The organism is Acinetobacter haemolyticus, from assembly GCF_900406815.1.
Classification (GTDB): domain Bacteria; phylum Pseudomonadota; class Gammaproteobacteria; order Pseudomonadales; family Moraxellaceae; genus Acinetobacter; species Acinetobacter haemolyticus_A.
Genome location: NZ_OVCN01000019.1, coordinates 19970 through 45456 on the forward strand (window position 1 = coordinate 19970; position 25487 = coordinate 45456).

Below are 25487 nucleotides of genomic sequence, written 5' to 3' on the forward strand. Positions count from 1 at the left end.
ATTCTTTTAAGCGTGGCATTTAGCCAGCAATTACACCGCCATCTTTACGGGTAATTACAACCGTTGCAGAGCGTGGACGGGCAGTGGTGTTATTTGGGTCAGTTTGAGTCGCAGGCCAGTTACTAGTTGGTGCTGCATAACTCTTAGCATCTTCACCTGGATGCTGAACGTTGATAAAGATCGCTTTATAATCTGGAGTCATGGTTACGCCAGTGATCTCGCATTCTTTTGGACCTGTGAGGAAGCGACGAAGATTTTCATCATTCACTTTCGCCCCAACAATGGTTTCAGTTCCGCTTGAAGTCGTTGCTTTGTTACCATCGTTGACTTGACCTGGTAATGCTGCAAGCATCATACAGTTCGTGACGTCCGTATATGCGCCGTCGTCAGTTTGAATCCACAATACACCACGTGGGTCAAACCACATGCCATCTGGTGATGAGAAATCATTGCTATCAGTTAAACCAGAAAGGTTAATGTTTGAAGCCATTGCTGCTTCAGCACCAAATAAGTAGATATCCCATTTGAAGCTTTCAGCTGTGGTTTTATCCTCAGCTTCACGGAAGCGAATGATGTGGCCATTCACATTACCTTTTTGTACTTTTTCATTGTTATATAGATCTTCATAATTTCGCGGATTCGCTGCGTCAGTCGGATAGCTTGAACCACGATTCGAGTTATTGGTGAGAGTAACATACACTTCACCATTAACAGGATTGACTGCACACCATTCAGGACGGTCCATTTTAGTTGCACCAACAGAATCTGCTGCCAAGCGTGCGAAAGTTACGACATCTGCTTGAGATTTAAATGGGTAAGCAGGATTGCTTTCAGTTAAACCGTTTTTACCGTAGCTCAATTCTACCCATTGACCCGTACCGTCAGCGTTGAATTTGGCAACATAGAATTTACCGTTGTTCATATATTTATCGCCAGCGCGATAACCACCGTTGATATCTTTAGGATCCCACTTAGCATCGGATACAAACTTATAGATATACTCACCACGTGAGTCATCACCCATATAGAAGGCTAAGTTTTCACCTTCAATGGCACGGCTAGTACGACAGTCTTCATGAGCAAAACGACCAAGAGCAGTACGCTTTACAGGTGCCTGACGACTGTCAAACGGATCGATTTCAACCATCCAACCAAAGGTATTTGGCGCATTGCGGTAGTCTTGTCCTGCTTGTTCAGCTTTTACATCGGCATTCCAGCGGTCATAAAGGTCTTGAGGTTCAACTTGACCTTGTGCAGTTTCCCAGCCATAACGAGTGCTAGAGCCTTGCTTTAAACCATAACGCTGAAGCGCCACAATTTCTTCAGGACGACGTGCTGCATCATCGGTTGCACTACGTGCAAAATAACCAATGAAGTTTTCTTCTGTAGTCAGGTAAGTTCCCCACGGTGTATAACCATTACCACAGTTATTATGTGTACCACGTGTTTGTACACCAGATGGTGAAAACTTGGTTGCGAGTAAGGCATTGCCTGCTGCAGGACCAGCAAATTCCATCACAGTTGAACCTGTGATACGACGGTTATAAACAGAGTTTTTGACCAATTCAACTTTTTGAGTTTTGGTATCTTTCTTCACATGAATGATCGAGACGCCGTGAGCATTTACCTCACGGATTACTTCATCTTCTGGACGGCGGCCATCGACTTTAGTTGGTCCTTTAGGATGCAAGAATGTTGGATTGATATATTCATGATTTAGAACCAACAAACCATCATTTGACTGCTGTTCATCATAACGACCTGTTGCAGTATTTAGACCAAAATAACTCATGCCGTCATGGCAGTCACCTGAACGGAATTGGAAACTTGGACCTGATGGAATATTGTTGTCATCCCATTCTGCATATGATGGATTGATTGAATCCCCTAAAGCATATAAAACATGAGCTTCATAACCTTCAGGTACAGTCACGATATCATTTAGATTTTTAGGTACCGTAGTGAAGTTTAATTTTTCAGGTTTTTTATTTGGGTCAACAGGAGGTTTGGTTCCACCGCTATTATTATTCGACTTATTATCGTTGTCATTACAGCCTGATAAAGTTGATGCCAAGGTCAGTGCAACAGCACCGCTGGCAGTTTTGGTGATAAGGCTACGGCGGTTAATATGTTGTTCTAAAATGTCACGGAAGTGAACATTTGTAGAGGTGTTATTATCCAGTTCTTGGTCTTCATGATATGGCGTCAGCTGTGTCATGGAATCATCCTAAGTTTATATGTGCGATAAAAAATTCCCGCCTTTAACTTAGATTTTAATTGTGACGCTGCCTTGACAGTTATGTGACAAATACATTAAAAATCAATAAATAATAAAACGTTTAGTCAAAAAAACAGGTGCTAGACCTGTTTTTTTAAAATTGAATTATTTAAGTTGTTGCTTTTGATTTTTCTAGAAATTTTCCGAGTAATAGACCAAGTTCAAACAATAGCCACATTGGAACGGCAAGCATAATCATTGAAATAGCATCGGGTGGGGTGACGAACATCGAAATGAAAAAACATCCCACGATAATAAAACGCCGTTTCTCAACCAAACTTTGCGTGCTGACCACACCGATTAAGATCAGTAATAAGGTAATGATTGGGATCTCAAAGGTCAGACCAAAGACTAGGAAAAGCTTTAAGCAGAAAGCCAAATAACTATTGATATCGGTCATCGGTGCCACAGTTTCAGGTGAGACACTGATGAAAAAATGCAGAATTGAGGGCAGCGCAATAAAATACGCAAATGCAATTCCTAAATAAAATAAGCAAATACTGCTCACTAGGATAGGGAGAGCTAAAGACTTCTCTTTTTCATATAGGGCAGGTTTGGCGAAAGACCAAATCTGATAAATGATATAAGGCATAACCAGCATTAATGCCACGAAGAAATTTAGCTTGAAAGGTGCCATAAATGTTGCTGTAACATCCGTTGCAATCATGGATGAACTTACAGGCAACTGAGCTCGTAATGGCTCAGATAGGATTTGATAAGTACGATTGGCAAAGGGCAATAAACAGAAAAAAAGTAATAGAATGGCAGCAACGATTTTAAATAAATGCTGTCGTAGGATCATCAAATGCTTGGTGATCGGCATTTCCTCAAGCTTAACGTCTTGTTCTTGCTCACCCAAAGAAGACTGAGGGAGTTGAGAGCTAGAGGGTGAACTCATACTGCTACCTTTAATTCTGGAACCGAAGTTATTTTTTCTAATGATGAAGCTGATACCGATGCATGCAATAGGGCAATTTTCGGAAGGTAAATCACAGGCAATGGGTGAAGAATAAAGTGGTAGACCACCTGAATCTGACATTTTTGTGTAGCAGCTTTTTGAGGATCTTCTTGAAGCGAGACCTTTTGCTGCTCAAATGCTGTCATTTGCGCCTGCATTTTTTGTTCAAGCTCAGCAATGCGTTGCATTTCTTGCTGCATTTGCTCTCGTAGTTCGGACAGACGTAATTCACGGTCTATGTCATTTTGAACATTACTGACTGTACGTTTGATTTTTGCGTACCACTTCCCTACGAATCGAGCAGCTTCAGGTAATTTATCAGGCCCTAGTACAAGTAAGGCGATAATGCCGAACGCTAGGAGTTCGGACATCCCTAAATTCAGCATAATGGTGCTCGCTTAGCTTTTTATTGAGCTTTCAGTATTTTTTACTTGAGCGTCGATGGTACGTGGTTCATTTAGAGAAGCCGTAGTTTCTTCTTCATCTTTCATCGACTTTTTGAAATCTTTAACGGCACCACCAACATCTTTACCCAGATTTTTTAGTTTTGATGTACCGAATAGTAAAATAACCACGATTGCAAAAATGAGCACGTGCCAAATAGATAAACCAGCCATAACCGTATCCTCTTAAAATTTAGCTCTATCTCAACAGGTTGGCGTGACAAAGATGTGACATTTATATTGCAATTTTAAGACAATGAGGATGGGGCATAGCTTTTCAGAAAGGAAAGAAACCTGAATAGATGCTTCAGGTTTCTATAAATATTAACGTAGACTTGCTTTAAAAAGTTGCATCGCTTGACCACGATGGCTGATTTTATTTTTATCTGTTTTGCTTAATTCGGCACTGGATAGATTAAGTTCTGGCAACCAAAATAGTGGATCGTAACCAAAACCATTTTCCCCTCGTGCAGCTTCTAAAATCTCACCTTTCCAAATGCCTTGGAAAATCTGCGGCAGTGGATCTTCTGCATGTGTCACAAGTGCAAGCACGCAAACGAACATACCTTCTATGCTTTCGCCATTTTTGCGGAAGGGAGTGAGATCAGCCAAAAGTTTTTCATTATTCGCTGTATCATTGCCATGCTCACCTGCATATCGTGCAGAATAGATCCCAGGTGCACCACCTAAAATTGGAACGCATAGACCTGAGTCATCCGCAATCGCAGGTTTTCCTGAAAGTTTAGATGCATGGCGCGCTTTGATAATCGCATTTTCAACAAAACTTAGACCATCTTCGATGGCATCTTCAATATCCAGTTTACCTTGAGGAATGATTTCGACGGGTAGATTGAGCTGTTGAAATAGATGATCAAATTCAGCAATTTTACCTTTGTTATTACTTGCAAGCACAAGTTTGCCTTGGGTGAGCCATGAAGGAGTAGACATATAAATTTTGTATTACAGAAGAATAGGCAAATTATAAGGGAGATTCCGAAGAGGTGATATAGATATATTTAGAGATAAGGATTTTCACTTTCCCATGGTTTACTTGAGAAAATGATATTGCCATCTTCAACACAAAGTACCCAAGTATATAAAAATTCTTCACCTAAACCACGGCATTCGATATTGGCATTAGGAAATAGTGCAATAATCTGTGCAGTTAATTGGAAACAATAAATAGGATCAACATTGATACTTGATTTGCCATCAGTAAATGCTGTAATTAAATCTTGATAGGTATCCTCATGTATAGCGTCCTGAGCGAGTATTCTAAAAATATTTTGTTTTTGAGTTGAAAGATCAATCTCATCGAATTGAGTGTATCTGATTTGTAGTTCTGTATAGAAGCTCATATCTATTCTATTGATTATATGAATTATAAAACCGATTCAACATTTTATTTAATCTGCTAAATCGGTTTTATATCATTGAAAATATTTTAGACTGGCTTTTACTGCGCTTGAATCCATTTATCAGCACGGTCACGTGCAGTACGGATTTGCTCTTGAGTTAAGTTTGCAGCCAAAGCGGTTTTCTTACCTTCTGACAAGCTAATCACTTTAGTATCGAGCATGCCATCACGTGTTGAAAGCTCATACCATTGATAAGCACCAATATAATTTTTCTTTTGTTCTTCCATCACAGCAAGATTAAAGCTGGCACGGTTATCACCATTACTTGCAGCCTTTTCAAAATACTTGCGCGCTAACACTTCATCTTTTTTAATCCCAATGCCATCAGCGTACATACGACCAACATTGAGCTGTGCAGCGGAAATACCTTTGTCTGCAGCAGCTTTAAATAAAGCAAACGCTTGTTTCTCATCTTTTGCAACGTCCTTACCATGTTGGTAACGGGTTGCTAAATAAAACTGTGCCCCTGCCTGACCTGCTTTTGCAGCATTTTGCAATTCACCAATACTCATCACTGAATATCGTGCAGCTTGTGCAGCAACCGATTGCGGTTGAGCAACATAGTCAGCATGCGCTTGTATGCTGATCAGACCAAATAAAAATGTGCTGATTAATGTCTTTTTCATAGAGCGCTCACTCGATAAATTGCGACTTCACCAAATAGGTTCGGCATATGCTTACTGAGCAAACTACCTTGTTGGTCACCATTAACGGCAAGTCGATTAATAATTTTAATCCGATTCTCAGCACATAAGGCTTCAAAGTCACGGAATGTACATAAATGAATATTCGGAGTGTTATACCACATATAGGGTAAAGCTTCCGAAACAGGCATTTTCCCTTTTAATGCAAGAAAAGAACGCGTCTTCCAATATGCAAAGTTTGGAAAAGTAATAATTGCTTGCTTACCGACACGCACCATATCACGAAGTAATACATCGGGTGCATCTACAGCTTGCAAAGCTTGTGCCATCACGACAGAGTCAAAAGATTGATCGGCAAAACGGCTTAAACCCAAGTTTAAGTCCTGTTGGATAATATTTAACCCTCGACTGATGGCAATTGCAATCTTTTCTTGATCAATTTCTAAGCCATAAGCACGAATATTGTGCTGTTTGCTCATATGAGCCAATAATTCGCCATCACCGCAACCTAAGTCTAGCACGCTAGAGTTTGGATTAATCCATTTTTCAGCGAGTCGTTGATCTATACGCATTAGTTCGGCTCCTGCGATGTCGATTGCAACTGTTGTTCTCCACCTAAAAATGCGCGTAAGGTTTTCACATACAGCGGAATTGGAAATAAGAAAGAGTCATGACCCTGTTCAGCGTCAATTTCTAAGTAACTCACCGGCTTATGGTTGTCAATCAAAGCATCTACCAATTCTTGAGAACGGCTTGGACTAAAACGCCAATCCGTGGTAAATGAAATGACCAAAAATTGGCATTTCGGTTGACTCATTGCTCTTGTCAATGAATGCTGATATTCACGAGAAGGGTCAAAATAATCCAATGCCTTGGTCATAATCAAGTAAGTATTTGCATCAAAATTACGACTAAACTGTTCGCCTTGGTAACGCAAATAGCTTTCAACTTGGAACTCAACATCAAAACCATACATAAACTTGCCAGATTTTAGATCTCGTCCAAATTTTTGTTTCATGGCTTCTTCTGATAGGTAAGTGATATGACCAACCATTCGCGCCAAAATCAAGCCCCGTTTTGGATAGCTATCATTCTCTAAATAACGGCCATGATGAAAGTCTGGATCGGACAGAATAGATTGGCGTGCGACCTCATTGAACGCAATATTTTGAGCAGAAAGCTTTGGTGCACTCGCAATAATCGCACATTTCTTTAAACGATCTGGATAATCCAACGACCATTGCAAAGCTTGCATGCCTCCCAATGAACCACCGATGACAGCGTACCATACATCAATACCAAGACGATCAGAAAGCATGGCTTGGGTCTTTACCCAGTCTCGTACAGTCACGAGAGGGAAGTCAGGGCCATAGGGACGATTTTCATTTTCAGGATTAGGTGAAATTGGTCCCGTAGAGCCACTACAACCACCGATATTATTCAGTGCAACTACGAAAAAGTGATTGGTATCAATTGCTTTGCCAGGACCGATACAACTGTCCCACCAACCTGCTTTTTTATCATCTTCATGATGATAACCTGCGGCATGATGGTGACCTGATAGGGCATGACAAATTAAGATGGCATTGGAATGATCTGCGTTGAGTGTTCCATAGGTTTCAACCATTAAATCAAAGCGAGGTAAGACTCTCCCACACTCAAGTTCTAATGGTGCTTCAAATGAAAATTTTTGTGGTGTGACTAAACCCACTGAATCCGATGGAAAAGACACTGGAATCGTTCGTCCTATAAACCTTTTATCAATAATAAAAAGGATACCAACTCTGGTATCCTTTTTAAACGATTGTTTTTGTTAAACTGCAGCGGCAACCACTTGATCCGTTGTTAACACACCTTGTTCAATCAATCGGTTGGTACATGCAATAATAGCTTCGATTGATGACGTGACGATATTGTCATGTACACCTGCACCAAATGCGCTCTTGCCTGTACCTTTCACTTGAAGTTCAATTAAAGCAAGGGCTTTGGCATTTGCACCAGAACTGATACTACGCTCTTCATAGTTCACAACATCGATTGGCAACTGTAAAGCATTCAACATTGCAGAGATTGGGCCATTACCTTCACCACGTAAACGTTGAATTTCACCTTCAATTTCAATATCTAATTCAATGATTTGTGTACCATTGATATCAGACAACTGATAATGTTTAGTTTGATAGTGGTGGTTTTTGATATCCACATAAGTCTTTTCGAACAATGTCCAAATCTCATGCGCACTGATTTCTGTACCATTTTCATCAGTGTGTTGTTGAACGATCTGACTAAACTCAATCTGAACACGACGTGGCAAGGCAACGTTGTAATTTGATTCTAATAAGTATGCAATACCGCCTTTACCTGATTGGCTATTCACACGAATTACCGCATCGTAGTCACGACCCAAGTCTTTCGGATCGATTGGCAAGTAAGGCATATCCCAGATTTCTTCATTTTTCTGGAATTCAAAGCCTTTTTTGATTGCATCTTGGTGCGAACCTGAGAATGCAGTAAAGACCAAATCACCAGCATATGGATGACGAGGATGTACTGGCAAGCCTGTACATTCTTCAACTGTAGCGATGATTTCATTGATATTTGAGAAATCCAAATTCGGTGCAACACCTTGGGTATACATATTTAAGGCAATTGCGGCAACATCAACGTTACCTGTACGTTCACCATTTCCAAACACACAACCTTCAACGCGGTCAGCACCAGCCATAATCGCCAATTCAGACGCTGCAATACCACAACCACGGTCATTATGACAGTGAACAGAAATGATCACACCATCACGACGCGCCAAGTTGCGATGCATCCATTCGATTTGATCGGCATAAACATTTGGCGTTGAAACTTCGACAGTTGCAGGTAAATTCAAAATGACTTTATTGGTCGGCGATGCTTCCCAAATTTCTGTGACCGCATCACAAACATCTTTGGCAACTTCTAATTCTGTTGCAGTGAAGCATTCAGGGCTGTATTGGAAAATCCACTCAGTTGTAGGGTACTGCGCGGCATATTCTTTGACTTTATTTGCAGCATTGATGGCAAGTTGTTTTGCACCATTAACATCAACGTTCAAGACTTTTTGACGGAATGTCGGTGAGTTTGAATTATAGATATGCACGATGGCACGTTTTGCGCCCACCAAGGATTCAAAAGTACGCTCAATCAAATGATCACGTGCTTGCACTAAGACTTCAATATATACATCTTCTGGGATCAAATCTTCTTCGATCAATTTACGCGCAAAGTCAAAGTCGATTTGTGATGCAGAAGGAAAGCCAATTTCAATATGCTTAAAACCAATTTTTACCAACATATGGAACATTTTTAATTTTTGTTCCATATTCATCGGTTCAAAAATCGCTTGGTTACCGTCACGAAGATCGGTACTCATCCAAATCGGTGCTTGGTTGATTTCGTTATTTGGCCATTGACGGTCTGGTAAGTCCACACGTTGATACATACGGCGGTATTTTTTACTTGGATCTGCCAACATTTTGCTAACTCCTTGTCATAGCAGGGGTTGCAAACTTGGCGTAAATGCAACGTGCTACTTTATATATGGTGTCTATTCGAAATAATTTAAAGAGAATCTGTGTCGAGTACCTAATAATTTAGGCCAAAAAAGTTATGTGCGCGCGAGGCGCAGCATCAGGAGAGCAGCGAGATGTTTTTTATGAGACGGATGGATAAAGCCGCGATTTGTTTTCATCATCTACCATTCAACGCAGTTATTCGGTTGTGTTGCTATATTAATCACGTAATAGAAAACAGTCTAGGTGAAAATACAGGCAACTGCAAAGGTCTATCTAATCTATAAGGCATTTTAATTTGAATGATTAAGAAATAATTTCCTATTTTTGCGTTAGAACGAGAAATAATGAAAATATTTCCCGAGATATTGATTAATATTGGTAAATAAAATCTTGGTTAATCTCGTTTATGCTCGCTGTTCCCATAAGTGCCATGGTAACCTCGAACTCTTCTTTTAAAATTTTCAAGACATGTGCGACGCCTAAAGCCCCCGCCGTTGCTAAACCATAGATATATGGACGGCCAACCAATACTGCATTGGCCCCTAAAGCAATCGCTTTAAAAATATCAGAACCACGACGAATGCCACCATCGATTAATAAAGGATAATGTTCAGGAACTACACTCCTGATTTTTTGTAATGCAAGGAGTGGGGAGATGGTACCGTCCAAAACTCGTCCTCCGTGATTAGAGATCACTAAGCCTGCAACGCCATATTCCATAGCTTTTCTCGCATCGGCAGGATGTAGCACTCCTTTGAGCAGTACAGGTAAATGTGTATTTTCAACCACCCAAGCGATATCTTCCCAGATGGGAGCAAGTCGCATCAATGTTTGAAAAATTGAGTGTTGCTGTGTACTGAAATCGTGTTGGTCAGGAGGAGAGTGAGGGTGTACTAAGTCGGTTGGTAGATAAAAATTTGCTTTGCGCTCTCGATCTCGAATTCCGGTATGAGGAGCGTCGACAGTGATCACAATGGCTTTATAGTCATGTTGTTCCGCAGTTTTGATCAAATTTAAGGATTGTGCTCGGTCACCTTGCCAATACAGCTGAAACCATTTAAACGGATTTTGATGATTTAGTTCAGCCATGTGGGTATTGGTGAGATGGCTTAAGATTAAATTACTTTGCATCACTTGTGCGGCAAGTGCAGATGCTTGTTCGGCTTGAGGATGGAACAGGGCTTGATGACCAACGGGCGCTAAAAAAATCGGATGTGGATAGTCCAATCCGAATAAATGTAATTGGGTATTTGCTTGTGTTAAATCATTTAAATGACGAGGAATAAGTCGAATATTTCTGAACTGTTGTTGATTTTCTTGAAGGCTTTGTTCATACATTGCACCGCCTTGTAAATAGTGCCATGTCGGCTCAGCGATATGATGTTGTGCTTGTAATTCATAATCTACGACACTTTGTAAGTGTGCAGGAATCTCAGTGAAAGGGGGTAAAAGGGAGGTAGGTGTCATTATAAGTCTCCCCATTGTCTCAACAAATTATGATAATGATTTGTGAGAGCAACCACTTCCTCTGAATCTCCGAGTTGTTGTCTTAATTTTAAAATGGTCATGTCTAAATTAAACAGCATGCTTCTTTGCCAATCATCTTTGACCATACTTTGAATCCAAGTGAATGCAGCAATACGGCTTCCTTGGGTAACGGGTTCAACACGATGTAAGCTGGTAGCGGGATATAGAATCGCGTCACCTGCATCTAATTTAACTTCATGGCTACCATACGTATCTTCAACAATCAGTTCGCCACCCTCATATTCATCGGGTTCCGATAAAAAAACTGTGATTGAAACATCCGTTCGAATGGCTTGTCCTGTGATTGCTGAGTGTTGAATGGCACTGTCTACATGATTGCCGTAATGTCCTTGGTTTTGATAGCAGTTGAACATTGGCAGTAAAATCTGTTTTGGAAGTGCGGCAGAGCGTAATAACAGACTGTGTTGTAAAGCTTTATGTACAGATTGACTTATTAAAGAATAAAGGTCGCTGTGTATATCAATTTGTAAATTATTTTTTGTTTGTTGCGCCTGTGCACCAGCACTTTGTGCGCCATTCACCCATGAAGATGATTGCTGAATTTGCTGGCGAATGTCTAAAACCTGTTGTTTATTTAATAATTCAGGAATATGCAGCATCATATTTAATTTATCCAAAAAATACAGCCTGTCGAAAAAGTATAACTTCTTTGACAGGCTGATCGCATCTATTCAAATCTAATTTTCGAAATCAATCGCTTAGAATTTATAGTTGAATGTTAAGGCCGCTGAACGTGGTTGACCTAGAACAAAACGGCTACCACCATTATTTAATGCACTGATGTATTCCTTGTCAGCCAAGTTGTATACATTGAGGTTTACAGAGGCATGTTTGTTAAAGGCATAACCCGCCATCGCATCAAATACGACATAAGATGGAACTTTTGGCATATTCGCTGGCGCAGTGCTGTCAGTCACCACACGTTTTTGTTCATCGACATAACGTGCACCTAAACCAACTTTAAAGCCTGCAATATCATAGGTAGTCCATAGTGAAGCAGTCCACTCTGGTGACCAACGTACAGAATCAGTCACTGTTTTTTCGCCACTCGTTGCATTGAAGCCAACTTGATCTTTTTGTTTGGCTTTCATGTGAGCAACACCAGCAGAAATATTCCATGCATCGGTTATTTGCCCCACGACACCAAGTTCAACACCTTTAACTTGAGTTTTTCCTTCTTGAAGGGATTCTTTTGTAATAGGGTCTTGAGTAAATTGGTTTTCATTTTCAGTGTGATAAACCGCACCAGTCAATGCCAATTTATTCTTTAACACATCCCATTTTCCACCAATTTCATAGTGATGTGTTTCCTGTGGTTTTCCGCGAGGATTATTAGCAGCTTGTGTGCCTGATGTTGCATCAGAAAGGCTGAAGTTGGCACTTCCTGGAGGCGTTAAAGATTTTGCATAAGATGCATACACGCTACTATTCACAGTCGGTTTAAACAAACTTCCAAGTTTCCAGCTCACCAAGGTATCGTGTGCTTTCAAATCAACAGGTACCAATTCTTTTGCGCCACTTGGGAGCGTTAAAGCATTGTATTCAGTGTGATAATAATCTACACGTACACCACCATTAAACTGTAGACGGTTATCTAGCAATTTAACTGTGTCAAACAAATATGCTGCCGCTGTTTGAGTCTTACCATCGCCATAAGCACCTGTGTACACAAGCTTTGGCATAACATCATAGTAATTTGGACGGTATAAGTTCGCTGGCGGTGGAGTTACGGTAGCTTGCCCAGGCATTTGAGTTGCTAAAGTACGAGATATCTGTTGCTCTTGTAAAAACTCTAAACCTGCAACAAGATCATGCTCGATGATCCCTGTTTTAAAGTTAAAATTTAATGCTGAAATATTGGCCAAGATTTTATTTTCTTGATCAACACCTTGATGCGAGCGCGCAATGGTCCAGTCTTTTGGATTGCTAGAACCATTTTTATTGATCGCGTTTATTCCTGTTAAGGCACGATTCATTTGTGATTTTGCATAACGCGTGGTGTTAGTAAATTTGATATTTTCACCAAAATCACTCTCAATTTTTGCAGAGATCATATCGGCTTCTATATCTTCGAAGTCATTAACGCTACCATAGTAGTTTGAGCGTTTCACAGTAGGCGCTTTATTGATGTCAGCATCAGCATTGAAAAAGCCTTTCATGCCTACAGTTGTAATACCGCCATCTGGAATATTGTTTTGACGGATATGCTGAGAATATAAATAAAAACGGGTGTCAGAGTCTAAACCGAATGCAATCGATGGAGCCACAGCCCAACCATTATTTTCAACTACATCACGACCTTCAACACCACCATCTTGCCCCATAGCATTGAAGCGAATCGCAATACTGTCATTAATAACTTGATTGATATCTGCTGTTAGGCGTGCATTTTCGGCTGTATTGTAACGTGCAGAAACTTCACTGCTATTTTCGGCTTTAGGTAATTTACTAACGAGGTTGATATACCCAGACGCTGAACCACGACCTGCTTCAGCACCAGAAGGACCTTTCACTACTTCAATCTGTTCGAGATTAAAAACGTCACGGCTAACCGCACCGAGATCACGTATTCCATCTACATAAGTTGAAGTTTGAGTTGAGAATCCACGCATCTGGAACGTATCACCCGCGCTTGTATTGCCATTTTCGCCCATTTGCAAGGTGATACCAGGGGTATTACGCAGTGCTTCTACTAAAGATGCAGCACCTTGTTCTTGTAATAATTCTTTTTTAATCACTTGGATTGTTTGTGGAGTATCCACTAAAGGTTGCGTATATTTTGGCGAGCTGACGGCTTCTGCTTTATAGTTATTTTCAGCATTCACTTTAATAATAGGAAGTTGGGTCGTATTTTCATTTGCGTTGGCTGTATGAGTAGCAAAAGGTAGACTCGCAGCGAGTGCAACTAAAGGCGTGGTACGAAGGTGTTTACGACTTTTTATCTTAGCCATTGAGAGAACCCCTAAGGAAGTAGTGAATGACTGAACGTTCGGCTGAGTAATGCTCTTACGAACAATGCGTTAAAAGTGAAGAAATTGTTAAACTATGTAACAAGTTGCGCGAAGTTTAGTGATAATTATTATCGTTATCAATAGCTTTAATTTACATATAAAGAGCTGTATATGTTTAATGGGTTGAAAATTATAAATATTTTTTTAAATTGGTATTAGTGATTAATAAACATATAAAATGATAATGTAGTGATAGTTAAATATAGTTGCTTGATATATAAGGTTTAATTTTATTTGATTGTGAGTTGTAAAGGGGCAGCTAGATGAGTTTCTGTGAAATTTTGACACTGTAATTCAAGCTTATCAGGCGCCCTAAATTAAAAAAACCTGCAAATGCAGGTTCTTTTAAATCTAAGTTAATGATTTTATTAGAAATCATAAGAAATGGATAACCAGTAGTTGCGTCCTGCTAGATATGTACCTGACATCCCTGAGCTGATTTGCATATAGTCATAATAAGAAGCTGGTTTGCCCTGAGAATCTATATATGAACCATTACTGCTAAAGTCCTTATCAAGGAGGTTGTTGATAGAACCATTAAAACGTAATTGATCATTAACGCTATAGCTCGCTCCTAAATTAAATAAGTTATAACCTTTCAACTTATTGTTAGTTGCATTGTAAATAATAGCGGCATCACCCGTAGTTTGCTCAGTATCATAACGCTTACGATCTGACTTATATTCATGTTGCAACCATAAATCAAATGCATCATTGATATGCCAAGTTGAGGTCATATTAAATGCATTCTTCGGTACGTTACTCAGGTATGAACCTTTATTTTTACCTTTGGTAATTTCTGATTCCATGTAGGTATATGCAGCTTTAATATCCCATTCTGGAATAATGCTATATTTCAGGCTCAGTTCAATACCTTTGGTTTCTGCTTCATCTGCATTAATTTTTTGGTTAAAGCTATTCTGGGTAATATGTGAACCATAACTCACACAACCTGGTTGATTTGGATTTGTTATTGAAGAGCAATTTAATAATTCTGGGCCATCTGTAATCAGATTCTTAATCTTATTAAAAAATGCCGTAGTGGTGAGATCTAAATTGCCATTGTTATAATTAAAACCGAGTTCATAGTTGGTTGATTCTTCTGGTTTTAAGTTTGGAGACCCCACATTAAAAGAGGTTCCTTGTCCGGTGATACTGATAATACCATTATGAAGATCTTTGGCTGAAGGAGCCTTGTAACCTGTGCTGACACCGCCTTTCAGTGTCAAATTATCAGTTGTTTTCCAGACTAAGTACGCACGTGGACTAAATTGACCACCGAAACCAGAATGATCTTCATAGCGACCACCAAGAGTGAAGCCAAGATTTTCTAAAATACGCCATTCATCTTCAGCATAGACAGAGAAAGAATCTTTTTTGAATGTAGAACCAAAGCCCGCTATATCATCTGCAATTTTAGCTTCTTTATATTCAGCACCCACTGTTAACTTATGATCAGCAATTGGTAAAACCACATGCGAGTCAGCAACTAAATCAGTATTTTTTAGTGTACGATCCTGACCTGCTGAGGCATTTCCAGGGAAAGTATTATGTGGGATTGTACGTCCAACTGTTTCAGTTTGGGTTTGGCTAACATAGGAAGTCCATTGACCAAAACTATAGTCACCGTCATGACCTAAAGCAATCTGATCACGTTTAAATTCTAATTTATCTTTGTACCCTGTCGCAGCAAGTTCGGTTGCGCCTCTCGGTATGGTCGTCCAATCTTGCGTACCTAAACGGTTATCATCATTTTTATAAGTTTGACTTGAGTGAAAGCCATCTATCCAAAAACTATTTTGATCATTTAATTTAAATGATAATTTTCCACCAACATCATAAATGTCTGCTTCGCTTGGGCGTGGATCACGACCTGACGTGCCTGGAACACGTTCCGACTTTTGGCGATCTAAATAAGAACCACGTAGTTGTACGCCAAGTTTATCCTGAATAATTGGACCATTTACAACTAAGCTGGTTTTCCATGAGTCGGCTTCACCGCCATGTTCCATCACATTGCCACTTACTGTGACATTGCCATTCCATTCATCACTAATTTTCTTGGTAATAATATTAATTACACCACCCATTGCTTCTGAACCATAGCGCGTTGCCATTGGTCCCCGAATCACTTCAATTCGTTCAATAGAAGCTAACGGAGGTAAAAAACCATTAGCGGATTCACCAAAACCATTTGGTGTCACGTCTATAGAGGTGGTTTGGCGACGGCCATCGATCAGAATCAGACTGTATTCATTGTCCAAACCACGCATTTTAATATTTAAGCCAGAGGTCTTGCCAATACCATCACGGATATCAATGCCAGGTATGTCCGATAGTAGATCTGCAATGCTGGTCGCATTTTTCTTTTCAATATCTTCTTTTGTTACGACACTAATAGAAGCGGGTGCATTTTTAATATCTTGCTCATAACCTGCAGCAGACACCACAATGGTTGAGAGCTGATGGGTGGTTGGCTCATTGTTATTGGCATATACAGTACTTGATGCAAGCGCGAGCAAAGCGGCGGAGAGAGGATGAGGATTAAACCTTGCCATAATTAAAAATATCCCTAAACAAAAATAAAAATCACGAGAAAATGGTCTATTAAAAGCACAGTAATGATAATGATAAAATTTATCATTAACAACAAAAAGAAACATTGTTTTAAGTTTGATTTAAGAATTCTAATAAATTAGGGTGAATCGACAGATAAAAGGACTTTTTTATCATCTAATTTTGTATATCTGAAAAGTTGTCATATAATGTGGCACTTTAAAAAATTGTTACTACTAACTAAATATCGAGGAAGCCATGCAAGTAACGACTGAAGCGGTTTCGGGCGTTGCCCGTCGTTTAAATGTTTCTGTACCGACGAGCCGTGTTAACGAGCAATTTGAAGCTCGCTTAAAACGCACTGCCAAAACTGTGAAGATCAACGGCTTCCGTCCAGGTAAGGTGCCTTTAAATGTTGTTCGCCGTGAATATGGAGCGAGCATTTATCAAGAAGTTGTGAATGACGTCATTCGTGACACTGTTTTTGAAGCAATTCAACAAGAGAAAATCAATGCTGTCGGTATGCCGAACATTGAGAAAGTTGAAAACAAAGATGATGCTTTAGTGTATGAAGCGACTGTTGAAGTTTATCCAGAAGTTGAAGTAAAAGCTTTTGCTGACTTAGAAGTTGAGCGTAAGTCATCAGAAATCAACGATAAAGACGTTGATGTAATGATCGAAAACTTACAAAAGCAACGTGCTTCTTGGACTGAAACTAAGGGCATGGCGAAAAAAGACATGCAAGTAACTTTCGACTTTGAAGGTACAGTTGATGGTGAGAAGTTTGAAGGCGGTGCTGCTGAAGACTTTAAACTTGTTCTTGGTTCAGGTCGTATGATTCCAGGTTTTGAAGACGGTATCGTTGGCATGAAGAAAGGCGAAGAGAAAGTGATTGATGTTACTTTCCCTGAAGACTATCAAGCTGAAAACTTGGCTGGTAAAGCAGCTCAATTCAAAATCACTGTAAAGCTTGTTGAAAAACAAAAGCTTCCAGAAATTGATGCTGAGTTCTTAAAAATCTTTGGTTTATCTGAAGAAGAAGGCCTAGACAAGTTAAAAGCTGACGTACGTAAGAACATGGAACGTGAAGTTCGCAATGGTCTTCGTAACCAAGTTAAGCAAGCTGCATTTGATGCACTTGTTGCTGCAAACGAAATCGAAGTTCCAGCATCTATGGTTGCTCAAGAAATTGACCGTCAACGTCAACAAATGATCCAACAATTCACTCAACAGTTTGGTGCTCAAGGTGCAGGCGCATTTGACAGCAGCATGCTTCCTGATGAATTGTTCAAAGAACAAGCTGAAAAATCAGTTAAGCTTGGTGTATTGGTAAGCAAAGTATTGGCTGATGCTAAACTTGAAGTTGATCAAGCGCGTGTTGATGCTTATATCGATGACATGGCTTCTTCTTACGAAGATCCAACAGAAGTTGTTGAATACTTCAAAAATGACAAACAACAACGCGCTCAAATCGAAGCTGTTGTATTAGAAGATCAAGTGGTTGATCACATCTTAGCTGCTGCTAAAGTGACTGATGTTGCGATCAGCTACGAAGACTTATTGAAAGAACAACAAGCTCGCCGTGGCTAATCCTTCAAAAGTTCTGAAGAAAGGCGCGTAAGCGCCTTTTTTTATCTGTCTTTGACTGTGTTATGAATGTGTTAATTCGTCGAAAAATTGCCAAAATTTAGCTGAAATAATCGAATAATTCAGGGTGAACCTTTTGCAATTTCATCGATTATCCCTCATATTGTTGGCATAGACCGAGTCACAATAATTTAGGAATAAATAAACGTATGTATGTTCCAACAATTGAAAATGCTTTAGTTCCTGTTGTCGTTGAGCAATCATCTCGTGGTGAGCGTTCATTTGATATTTTTTCACGTTTATTACGTGAGCGCGTTATTTTCTTAACGGGCGAAGTTGAAGATAACATGGCCAACCTAATCGTTGCGCAAATGCTATTCTTAGAAGCAGAGAACCCTGAAAAAGATATTCATCTTTATATTAATTCACCAGGTGGCTCTGTCACTGCAGGTATGGCAATTTATGACACCATGCAGTTTATTAAACCTGATGTTGTGACGTATTGTATGGGACAAGCCGCATCTATGGGTGCCTTCCTATTAAATGCTGGTACAAAAGGCAAGCGTTACTGTCTTGAAAATGCACGAGTTATGATTCACCAGCCACTCGGTGGATTCCGTGGTCAGGCTTCTGATATCGAAATCCACGCACGTGAGATTTTATTTATCAAAGAGCGTTTGAATCGTTTGATGGCTGAGCATAGTGGACAAGACTATGAAACAGTAGCTCGTGATACTGATCGTGATAATTTCATGACGGCACAAGCAGCGAAAGAATATGGTTTAGTTGATCAAGTATTAAGTAAGCGTCCGTAATTTTAAAGATTTAGAATTGGAGTAAATATGTCCGAACATCCTCAAGGACAAAAACATTGTTCATTTTGCGGTAAAACGCAGTCTGAAGTCGGGAAACTGATTGCAGGTGAGGACGCATATATTTGTAATGAGTGTGTGGATGTCTGCTTGGACTTGGTACAAACGAGTCAACAAGTTGAAGCAGGTGATTGGGCGAGTAAACCTTTGCCTAAGCCACACGAAATACGTGCTGCCTTAGATCAGTATGTCATTGGACAGGATATTGCTAAGAAAACTTTATCTGTTGCGGTGTATAACCACTATAAGCGTTTAAAAGCAGGGCAGTCGGGTCATACACATAAAGAGATTGAGATTGCGAAAAGTAATATTTTGCTGATTGGACCGACAGGTTCGGGTAAAACCTTACTTGCACAAACACTTGCACGTTTACTTGATGTACCTTTTGCGATGGCTGATGCAACTACATTAACTGAAGCAGGTTATGTAGGGGAAGATGTTGAAAACATTGTACAAAAGCTTTTGCAAAAAGCAGATTATGATGTTGAGAAAGCGCAAAAAGGGATCATCTATATCGATGAGATTGATAAGATTACGCGTAAATCTGAAAATCCATCGATTACCCGTGATGTGTCGGGTGAAGGTGTACAGCAAGCTTTATTAAAAATGATTGAAGGTACGGTTGCTTCAATTCCGCCACAAGGTGGTCGTAAGCACCCTCAGCAAGAATTCATTCAGATTGATACCGCAAATATCCTGTTTATTTGTGGTGGTGCGTTCTCTGGTTTGGAAAAAATCGTCCAACAGCGTCAAGAAAAAGGTGGAATTGGTTTCACTGCTGATGTGAAGAATAAAGATGACAGTAAAAAAGTCTCTGAATTATTCCGTCAAGTTGAAGCGACAGATCTTGTGAAATTTGGTTTGATTCCAGAATTCATCGGTCGTTTACCTGTGATTGCAACGTTAGAAGAACTAGATGAAGAAGCATTAATGCAGATTCTGACAGAACCGAAAAATGCATTAACTCGTCAGTACCAGTATTTGTTTACGATGGAAGATGTAGATTTAGTCTTCGAAGAGTCAGCTTTACGTGCGGTGGCGAAGAAAGCATTAGAACGTAATACAGGTGCTCGTGGTCTGCGTTCTATCTTGGAAAATGTACTGCTTGAAACGATGTATGATTTACCGAGTCGTACTGATGTGGGAACAGTGATTGTTGATGAAGCTGTGATCAATGGAACAGCGAAGCCGAAATTTAAGGCGGAGCGTTTACCTCAAACCACCAGTACAGAAACTGTTGAAAAGAAAGACTTAAAGGTGATTGATTCCAAATCAGCCTAAGGCTGATCTTGTATCGTTCATCTAAAAAGCATGAAAGGCTTCGCTTTTCATGCTTTTTTTATTTGCAATTAGACGTTGAGGTGTTAATCTTAAAAAATTGAAAATCCGCATAGTATTGCGCAGTTAAAAATAAATCCAAGAAAACGCCTTGAGGGATGTCATGCGTTATTTAATATTGTCATTATGTTGTGCAGGGGTGTTGGCAGGCTGTCAAAGTCATAAGACAGTTGAAGAAAAACCAACGGCACTGACTGCAACGCTACCATCTATTGATACTGAGAAAGAACCTGGTTTATTTGATCAATACCATGTCGGTGGTTTCACAGTGGGTGGGTGGGTAAACCAAAAATTAGGGCAGCATTTTAGTCCGATTAAACCACAAAATGAACAGGCTGCTGTGGTCTACTTATATCGCCCTGATACACGTTGGAATCGTCAAGAGATTGCCGCTGCAAATTTATTTATCAATGGGCATCGCATCCCAAGTTTATTGCATAATCATTATTATTGGCTTGAATTGCCTGCTGGAACTTATCGTTTAAGCATGAGTCGTCCTTTGGTGGGATTGCATTTTCAAAAACCGAAATATATCGATTTTAGTGTGGATGCAGGACAAACTTATTTTATTAAGTACGACGAAGAGAATAAAGTTGAGCGTAGTGTGCGTTCAGGTCCATTTATGCCAACGCCTGATAAAGTCGCTCTTCAGGAAATCGCATTTACCCGTTTAAAATCTTCAAGTTATAATTTTGTGGCACAGGACGAATCTGGAAAAGTACGTTCAAAACCCCAAGAGCTTAAACCTGAAAAATACGATGCTAAATCAGAAGTGCATCTCGTGAAGCCATTTAAGTTATGGAATCCTTTGACGTGGTAATGAAAACCTATGATTGGCTTATTTTCACTTAAAAGCTTTATAAAATGAATAATCGTAAAGATAAAGCTAATATAGAGGTATAAATCATATTAACTTATTAAATTTCTTATTTAAAAATATGACTATTAAAGTAAAAAGGAACATCAAGTGATGTTCCTTTTTCATTATTTATGCTGTTGCATCAACCACTGGAATTTTTCCAATTTTTGCTTGCCAGATTTTTGGAGCAGTTGCGTGGATAGAAGTACCATTTACATCAACCGCAACAGAAACAGGCATGTCTTCAACGACAAATTTATAGATCGCTTCCATCCCTAAATCCGCAAATGCAACGACTTCGGCTTCACGTACAGCTTTAGAAACGAGGTAAGCAGCACCACCAACGGCCATGAGATAAGTTGCTTTGTTGTCGCGGATTGCTTCAACAGCCGCAGGACCACGATCCGCTTTACCAATCATACCGAACAAACCAGTTGCTTCTAATACTTGACGGGTAAATTTATCCATACGTGTTGCAGTTGTAGGGCCAGCAGGACCAACCACTTCATCACCTACTGGATCAACAGGACCGACGTAGTAAATAAATTTACCTTTTAAGTCGACTGGAAGTTCTTCACCATTGTTTAACATGTCAACCATGCGCTTGTGTGCTGCATCACGACCTGTATAAATGGTACCGTTAAGAAGTAAAGTATCACCTGGTTTCCAAGAGTCCATTTCTTCTTGTGTGATGGTATCAAGGTTTACACGTTTTGATTGAGAAGAATCCCAAGTCACAGCAGGGTAGTCTTCAAGTTTAGGCGCTTGAATGTGTGCAACACCTGTACCATCTAACTGGAAATGTGCGTGACGAGTTGCTGCACAGTTCGGAATCATACCGACTGGTTTACCCGCAGCGTGACATGGATAGTCTTTGATTTTAATATCAAGTACAGTCGTCAAACCACCAAGACCTTGAGCCCCAATACCCAACGCATTTACTTTTTCGAAGATCTCGATACGGAGTTCTTCCATCTTGTTTTGCGGACCGCGACGAAGTAATTCGTCCATGTTGATTTCTTCCATGAGTGCTTCTTTTGCAAGCATCATGGCTTTTTCAGCAGTACCACCGATACCAATACCGAGCATACCTGGTGGACACCAGCCTGCACCCATCGTTGGAACGGTTTTAAGCACCCAGTCCACGATTGAATCAGACGGGTTCAACATCGCAAGTTTAGATTTATTTTCTGAACCGCCACCTTTTGCTGCAACGGTAATATCAACTTTATTCCCTGGTACGAGTTTATAGTGAATAACCGCAGGGGTATTATCTTTGGTATTTTTACGACCAAAAGCTGGATCAGCAAGAACTGAAGCACGAAGTACGTTTGAATTCTCTAGGTAACCTTGGCGCACACCTTCGTTCACTGCATCATCTAAGCTCATGGTTAAATCAAATTTAACATCTAAGCCAACCTCAAGGAAAACGTTAACGATCCCTGTATCCTGACAGATTGGTCGGTGACCTTCAGCGCACATACGTGAGTTGATGAGGATCTGTGCAATAGCATCTTTTGCAGCTTTGTTTTCTTCACGATCATACGCACGGCTCATCGCTTGGATGAAGTCTTGCGGGTGATAGTAAGAAATAAACTGGAGGGCATCCTTGATTGATGTAATCAAGTCATCTTGTTTGATGATCGTTGTCATATCAAAATTCTCTTGAGCGGGCGATTAGCTGGCGGGCTAAATTATATGACAAAAAGTTTGGATTGTGGGAGTTTTAAACGACTTTTGGCTAAAGGCCTAAAGATTTGAATTTTTGACTTCTTTCTCAATGATCTAAACCTTATTGGGTTTTCTTTAATTCAAAAAATATAAAAGACCTAACCATGAACTTACTTCATGCGCATTTGAGAGGGGGAATAACCAAAATATTTTTTAAATCGGTTACTAAAATGACTGCTAGAACTAAAACCATATTGCGCAGAAATTTCGGTTAAATTGAGATTGGTTTGCTGTAATGCTTGATGTGCTTGTTCTAAGCGACGTTGCATTACATATTGGTGGGGTGGCATTCGCATCGATTGCTTAAACATATGAGCAAAATGATACTCACTCAGTTGAGCTTGTCGCGCTAAGTCAGAGAGTGTCAAACTGAGATGAAGGTTGTGGTCAATCCATTGCAATAACTGTTTCAGTACATACGGTGATAACCCCCCTTTGACTTCAGGTGCTTGCCATTGGGCATGACTATAATTTTTAATTAAATGGTTGAGTAAGAGTGTGGTTGCAGTACTCATTTGTAAGTGATTTTCACGATTTTGCCATGCACCATTAAGTAAAAAGTGTCGGTAAATCATGGCAATGTGTGGGTCAGCAACAAAAGTTTGTGGGTTTAGAATAATTTGATTAGGTTCGCGGTCCCAAACTTGTTCTGCAACGCGCTGTAAATGTTGTTGGGTGTAATAAAGATGTACGAAAGTGAGTGAATCACGGAGATCCCAGGTTGACTCAAAATCCTGGGGCATCAGACACATATGATCAGGGCCACCACCATTATGCCAACCTTGAGCAGTTTTTTGATAGCTTTGATATCCGCCTTGAATATACATACTCAGTGTATGGTGATTGCTGCAAACATTGACGCGATCTTGATTATTGTGCCACATCGCGAGTTGCATACCCGAACCCAGTTCTACTGAGTCGAGCAATTCGGCTTTATATTGTTGTAATTGATCTAGAATCTGATATTTCATCTTCTACTCAAAGGTTTAAATATGTGACTAGTGTAGCGATTTTTGATCGTGTTTGTCATTAGTACTGCGTGTGTAAATATAATCGCAATTTGATGATAATCATCGCAAGAACATGCAAGTTTAAAAGAGCTAAAACCCCGCAAAATAGCAGTCATGTGAATAAGATCGGGTTAATCTAGATGAATGCGCTGTTATATGCTTTGGTTGTGGTGATTTGGGGAACCACTTGGATTGCAATTAGTTTGCAACAACAAAGTGGAATCTCAGCCAATGTCGCGGTATTTTGGCGGTTCTTTATTTCAGCGATTGTTCTTTTTCTTTTTATTGCCTTCACCAAGAAATTACAGAAACTTGCATTAAAAGATCATCTGTTTTGTGTATTGCAGGGCCTATGTGTTTTTGGCTTAAATTTCGTATGCTTTTACTATGCGGTGCAATATATTAGCAGTGGTTTGGAAGCGGTGATCTTTTCTATGGCCATGATTTTCAATGTAATCAATGCTAAATTCTTTTTTGATCAGGAGATTTCACCGCGCTTTTATCCAGCAGCTTTAATGGGACTTTTGGGTATGCTGGCCTTATTTTGGCATGATGTGTTTGGTACGACATTGAACTATCAGACATTGATTGGGATAGGGTTATGCGTATTAGGTACTTATGGCTTCTCTCTAGGTAATATGATTAGTACTCGGCACCAAAAGCATGGATTAGATATTTTTAGTACCAATGCTTATGGCATGTTATATGGCGCAATCTTGATGGCATTGATTTCAGGAGCTAAGCAAGACAATTTCTTTCCGAGTATGCAGTTCAGTGCGTTGAGCGCCTTATTGTATTTAGCGATCTTTGGTTCAGTAATTGGGTTTACTACCTATTTCTATCTCATCGGACGGATTGGTGCAGCGAAGGCAGCCTATAGTACGTTATTATTTCCATTGGTGGCTCTAGTTGTGGCGACAATTTGGGAAGGCTATCAATGGCAGCTTAACGCTGTGATCGGCGTGGTTTTGATTCTTGGCGGAAATGCTATTTTCTTTATTAAAATGCCACGAATCCAAACAATATTTACGTCTTCTAAGCAACTCTGAATGAGCTTGCCATATTTAAGGAAGAGAAAAAGTGCAAGCGCATTTGGCAAAGCAGATTATCGATATCTATAAGAAATATGGACGTTCATGGACTGAACGTCGAGGAACCTATTTGTATGAAAAGGTTTGGTTAGATCGTTTTTTATCTTTAATTCCTATTCCATCCAAAATTCTAGATTTGGGGTGTGGCTCAGCCAAGCCAATTGCGGCATATTTGATTGAGCATGGCCATGAGGTAACAGGTGTGGATGCCTCGGATGTCATGATTGAAATGGCTCAGCAAAATTTTCCTGAACAATGCTGGATACAGCAAGATTTTCGTACTTTTCAATCAGATCAAAAGTTTCAAGGAATTCTGGCTTGGGACAGTTTTTTTCATTTGACCCATGATGATCAAAGAAAAATGTTTGCGTTATTTTCAGATCATGCTGTAGCGGGTGCCGGATTAATGTTTACCAGTGGACCTGCACATGGGGAGGCGATTGGTGAGATGTTTGGTGAGCCTTTGTACCATGCCAGTTTAGCTGCTGACGAATATCGACTTTTATTAGATCAACACGGGTTTGAGGTGATAAAAATGATAGCAGAAGATGCTGAATGTACAGGACATACGGTGTGGTTGGCACAAAAACGCTAA

22 protein-coding genes are annotated in these 25487 nt (G+C 39.9%); 6 read left to right on the plus strand and 16 right to left on the minus strand.

The features are described 5' to 3' along the window. Positions 1-19: 19 nt before the first annotated feature. From DK207_RS13150 to DK207_RS13215, 14 genes are all read right to left on the minus strand, one after another. Entirely contained in the window at positions 20-2218 is a 2199-nt protein-coding gene (locus DK207_RS13150; protein ID WP_109441557.1) for a PhoX family protein, read from the minus strand. A gap of 169 nt (positions 2219-2387) precedes the next feature. Next, positions 2388-3101 carry a twin-arginine translocase subunit TatC gene (tatC, locus tag DK207_RS13155; RefSeq protein ID WP_416224685.1) on the minus strand — a complete coding sequence of 238 codons (714 nt, stop codon included), beginning with the start codon at positions 3099-3101 and terminating at the stop codon, positions 2388-2390. A gap of 71 nt (positions 3102-3172) precedes the next feature. Next, a complete protein-coding gene (tatB, locus tag DK207_RS13160; protein WP_109441559.1) occupies positions 3173-3622 on the minus strand; it encodes a Sec-independent protein translocase protein TatB in 450 nt (149 codons plus the stop codon). 12 nt (positions 3623-3634) lie between these two features. Beyond that, entirely contained in the window at positions 3635-3853 is a 219-nt protein-coding gene (gene tatA, locus DK207_RS13165; RefSeq protein WP_109441560.1) for a Sec-independent protein translocase subunit TatA, read from the minus strand. Between the two features lie 150 nt (positions 3854-4003). Further along, on the minus strand, positions 4004-4627 hold the full coding sequence (rdgB, locus tag DK207_RS13170) for an RdgB/HAM1 family non-canonical purine NTP pyrophosphatase (protein WP_109441561.1): 624 nt from the start codon (positions 4625-4627) through the stop codon (positions 4004-4006). Between the two features lie 68 nt (positions 4628-4695). Continuing rightward, positions 4696-5037 carry a hypothetical protein gene (locus tag DK207_RS13175; protein WP_109441562.1) on the minus strand — a complete coding sequence of 114 codons (342 nt, stop codon included), beginning with the start codon at positions 5035-5037 and terminating at the stop codon, positions 4696-4698. Between the two features lie 98 nt (positions 5038-5135). Further along, positions 5136-5723 carry a tetratricopeptide repeat protein gene (locus DK207_RS13180; protein ID WP_109441563.1) on the minus strand — a complete coding sequence of 196 codons (588 nt, stop codon included), beginning with the start codon at positions 5721-5723 and terminating at the stop codon, positions 5136-5138. Further along, positions 5720-6313 (minus strand): methionine biosynthesis protein MetW, encoded by a 594-nt coding sequence (gene metW / locus DK207_RS13185; protein WP_005086774.1) that lies wholly within the window; start codon positions 6311-6313, stop codon positions 5720-5722. The genes DK207_RS13180 and metW overlap by 4 nt, the downstream gene beginning before the upstream one ends. Further along, positions 6313-7473, minus strand: a complete 1161-nt coding sequence (gene metX, locus DK207_RS13190) for a homoserine O-succinyltransferase MetX (RefSeq protein WP_109441564.1) — start codon at positions 7471-7473, stop codon at positions 6313-6315. The genes metW and metX overlap by 1 nt, the downstream gene beginning before the upstream one ends. 81 nt (positions 7474-7554) lie before the next feature. Beyond that, on the minus strand, positions 7555-9249 hold the full coding sequence (leuA, locus tag DK207_RS13195) for a 2-isopropylmalate synthase (protein WP_109441565.1): 1695 nt from the start codon (positions 9247-9249) through the stop codon (positions 7555-7557). 409 nt (positions 9250-9658) lie between these two features. Continuing rightward, on the minus strand, positions 9659-10756 hold the full coding sequence (locus DK207_RS13200) for an alpha-hydroxy acid oxidase (RefSeq protein ID WP_109441566.1): 1098 nt from the start codon (positions 10754-10756) through the stop codon (positions 9659-9661). Next, positions 10756-11439: a Fe2+-dependent dioxygenase gene (locus DK207_RS13205; RefSeq protein WP_109441567.1), complete on the minus strand. Its 684-nt coding sequence runs from the start codon at positions 11437-11439 to the stop codon at positions 10756-10758. The genes DK207_RS13200 and DK207_RS13205 overlap by 1 nt, the downstream gene beginning before the upstream one ends. 96 nt (positions 11440-11535) lie before the next feature. Continuing rightward, a complete protein-coding gene (locus DK207_RS13210) occupies positions 11536-13788 on the minus strand; it encodes a catecholate siderophore receptor Fiu (protein WP_109441568.1) in 2253 nt (750 codons plus the stop codon). Between the two features lie 428 nt (positions 13789-14216). Beyond that, complete coding sequence (locus DK207_RS13215) at positions 14217-16406, minus strand: TonB-dependent receptor domain-containing protein (RefSeq protein WP_109441569.1); 2190 nt, start codon at positions 16404-16406, stop codon at positions 14217-14219. A gap of 256 nt (positions 16407-16662) precedes the next feature. On the opposite strand from DK207_RS13215, the gene tig reads away from it, so the two are divergent. The 4 genes from tig to DK207_RS13235 all read left to right on the plus strand — a co-directional run bounded on the left by tig (position 16663) and on the right by DK207_RS13235 (position 21021). Beyond that, positions 16663-17994 (plus strand): trigger factor, encoded by a 1332-nt coding sequence (tig, locus tag DK207_RS13220; protein ID WP_109441570.1) that lies wholly within the window; start codon positions 16663-16665, stop codon positions 17992-17994. Between the two features lie 206 nt (positions 17995-18200). Further along, positions 18201-18806 carry an ATP-dependent Clp endopeptidase proteolytic subunit ClpP gene (clpP, locus tag DK207_RS13225; protein ID WP_109441571.1) on the plus strand — a complete coding sequence of 202 codons (606 nt, stop codon included), beginning with the start codon at positions 18201-18203 and terminating at the stop codon, positions 18804-18806. A gap of 27 nt (positions 18807-18833) precedes the next feature. Then, a complete protein-coding gene (gene clpX / locus DK207_RS13230; protein WP_109441572.1) occupies positions 18834-20144 on the plus strand; it encodes an ATP-dependent Clp protease ATP-binding subunit ClpX in 1311 nt (436 codons plus the stop codon). 160 nt (positions 20145-20304) lie between these two features. Next, positions 20305-21021, plus strand: coding sequence for a DUF2846 domain-containing protein (locus tag DK207_RS13235; RefSeq protein ID WP_109441573.1), 717 nt, complete (start codon positions 20305-20307; stop codon positions 21019-21021). Between the two features lie 168 nt (positions 21022-21189). Here the strand turns inward: DK207_RS13235 and DK207_RS13240 are convergent, their stop codons facing one another. Together DK207_RS13240 and DK207_RS13245 are read right to left on the minus strand one after the other, a co-directional pair. Next, positions 21190-22713 (minus strand): fumarate hydratase, encoded by a 1524-nt coding sequence (locus tag DK207_RS13240; RefSeq protein WP_109441574.1) that lies wholly within the window; start codon positions 22711-22713, stop codon positions 21190-21192. Positions 22714-22901: 188 nt separating this feature from the next. Next, entirely contained in the window at positions 22902-23762 is an 861-nt protein-coding gene (locus tag DK207_RS13245; RefSeq protein ID WP_109441575.1) for a helix-turn-helix transcriptional regulator, read from the minus strand. Positions 23763-23941: 179 nt separating this feature from the next. Between DK207_RS13245 and DK207_RS13250 the strand changes: the two genes are divergently transcribed. Both DK207_RS13250 and DK207_RS13255 read left to right on the plus strand, forming a co-directional pair. Further along, positions 23942-24850, plus strand: coding sequence for a DMT family transporter (locus DK207_RS13250; RefSeq protein ID WP_109441576.1), 909 nt, complete (start codon positions 23942-23944; stop codon positions 24848-24850). 31 nt (positions 24851-24881) lie between these two features. After that, the gene (locus DK207_RS13255; protein WP_109441577.1) at positions 24882-25487 is read left to right on the plus strand and encodes a class I SAM-dependent methyltransferase; all 606 of its coding nucleotides are present in this window, start codon (positions 24882-24884) and stop codon (positions 25485-25487) included.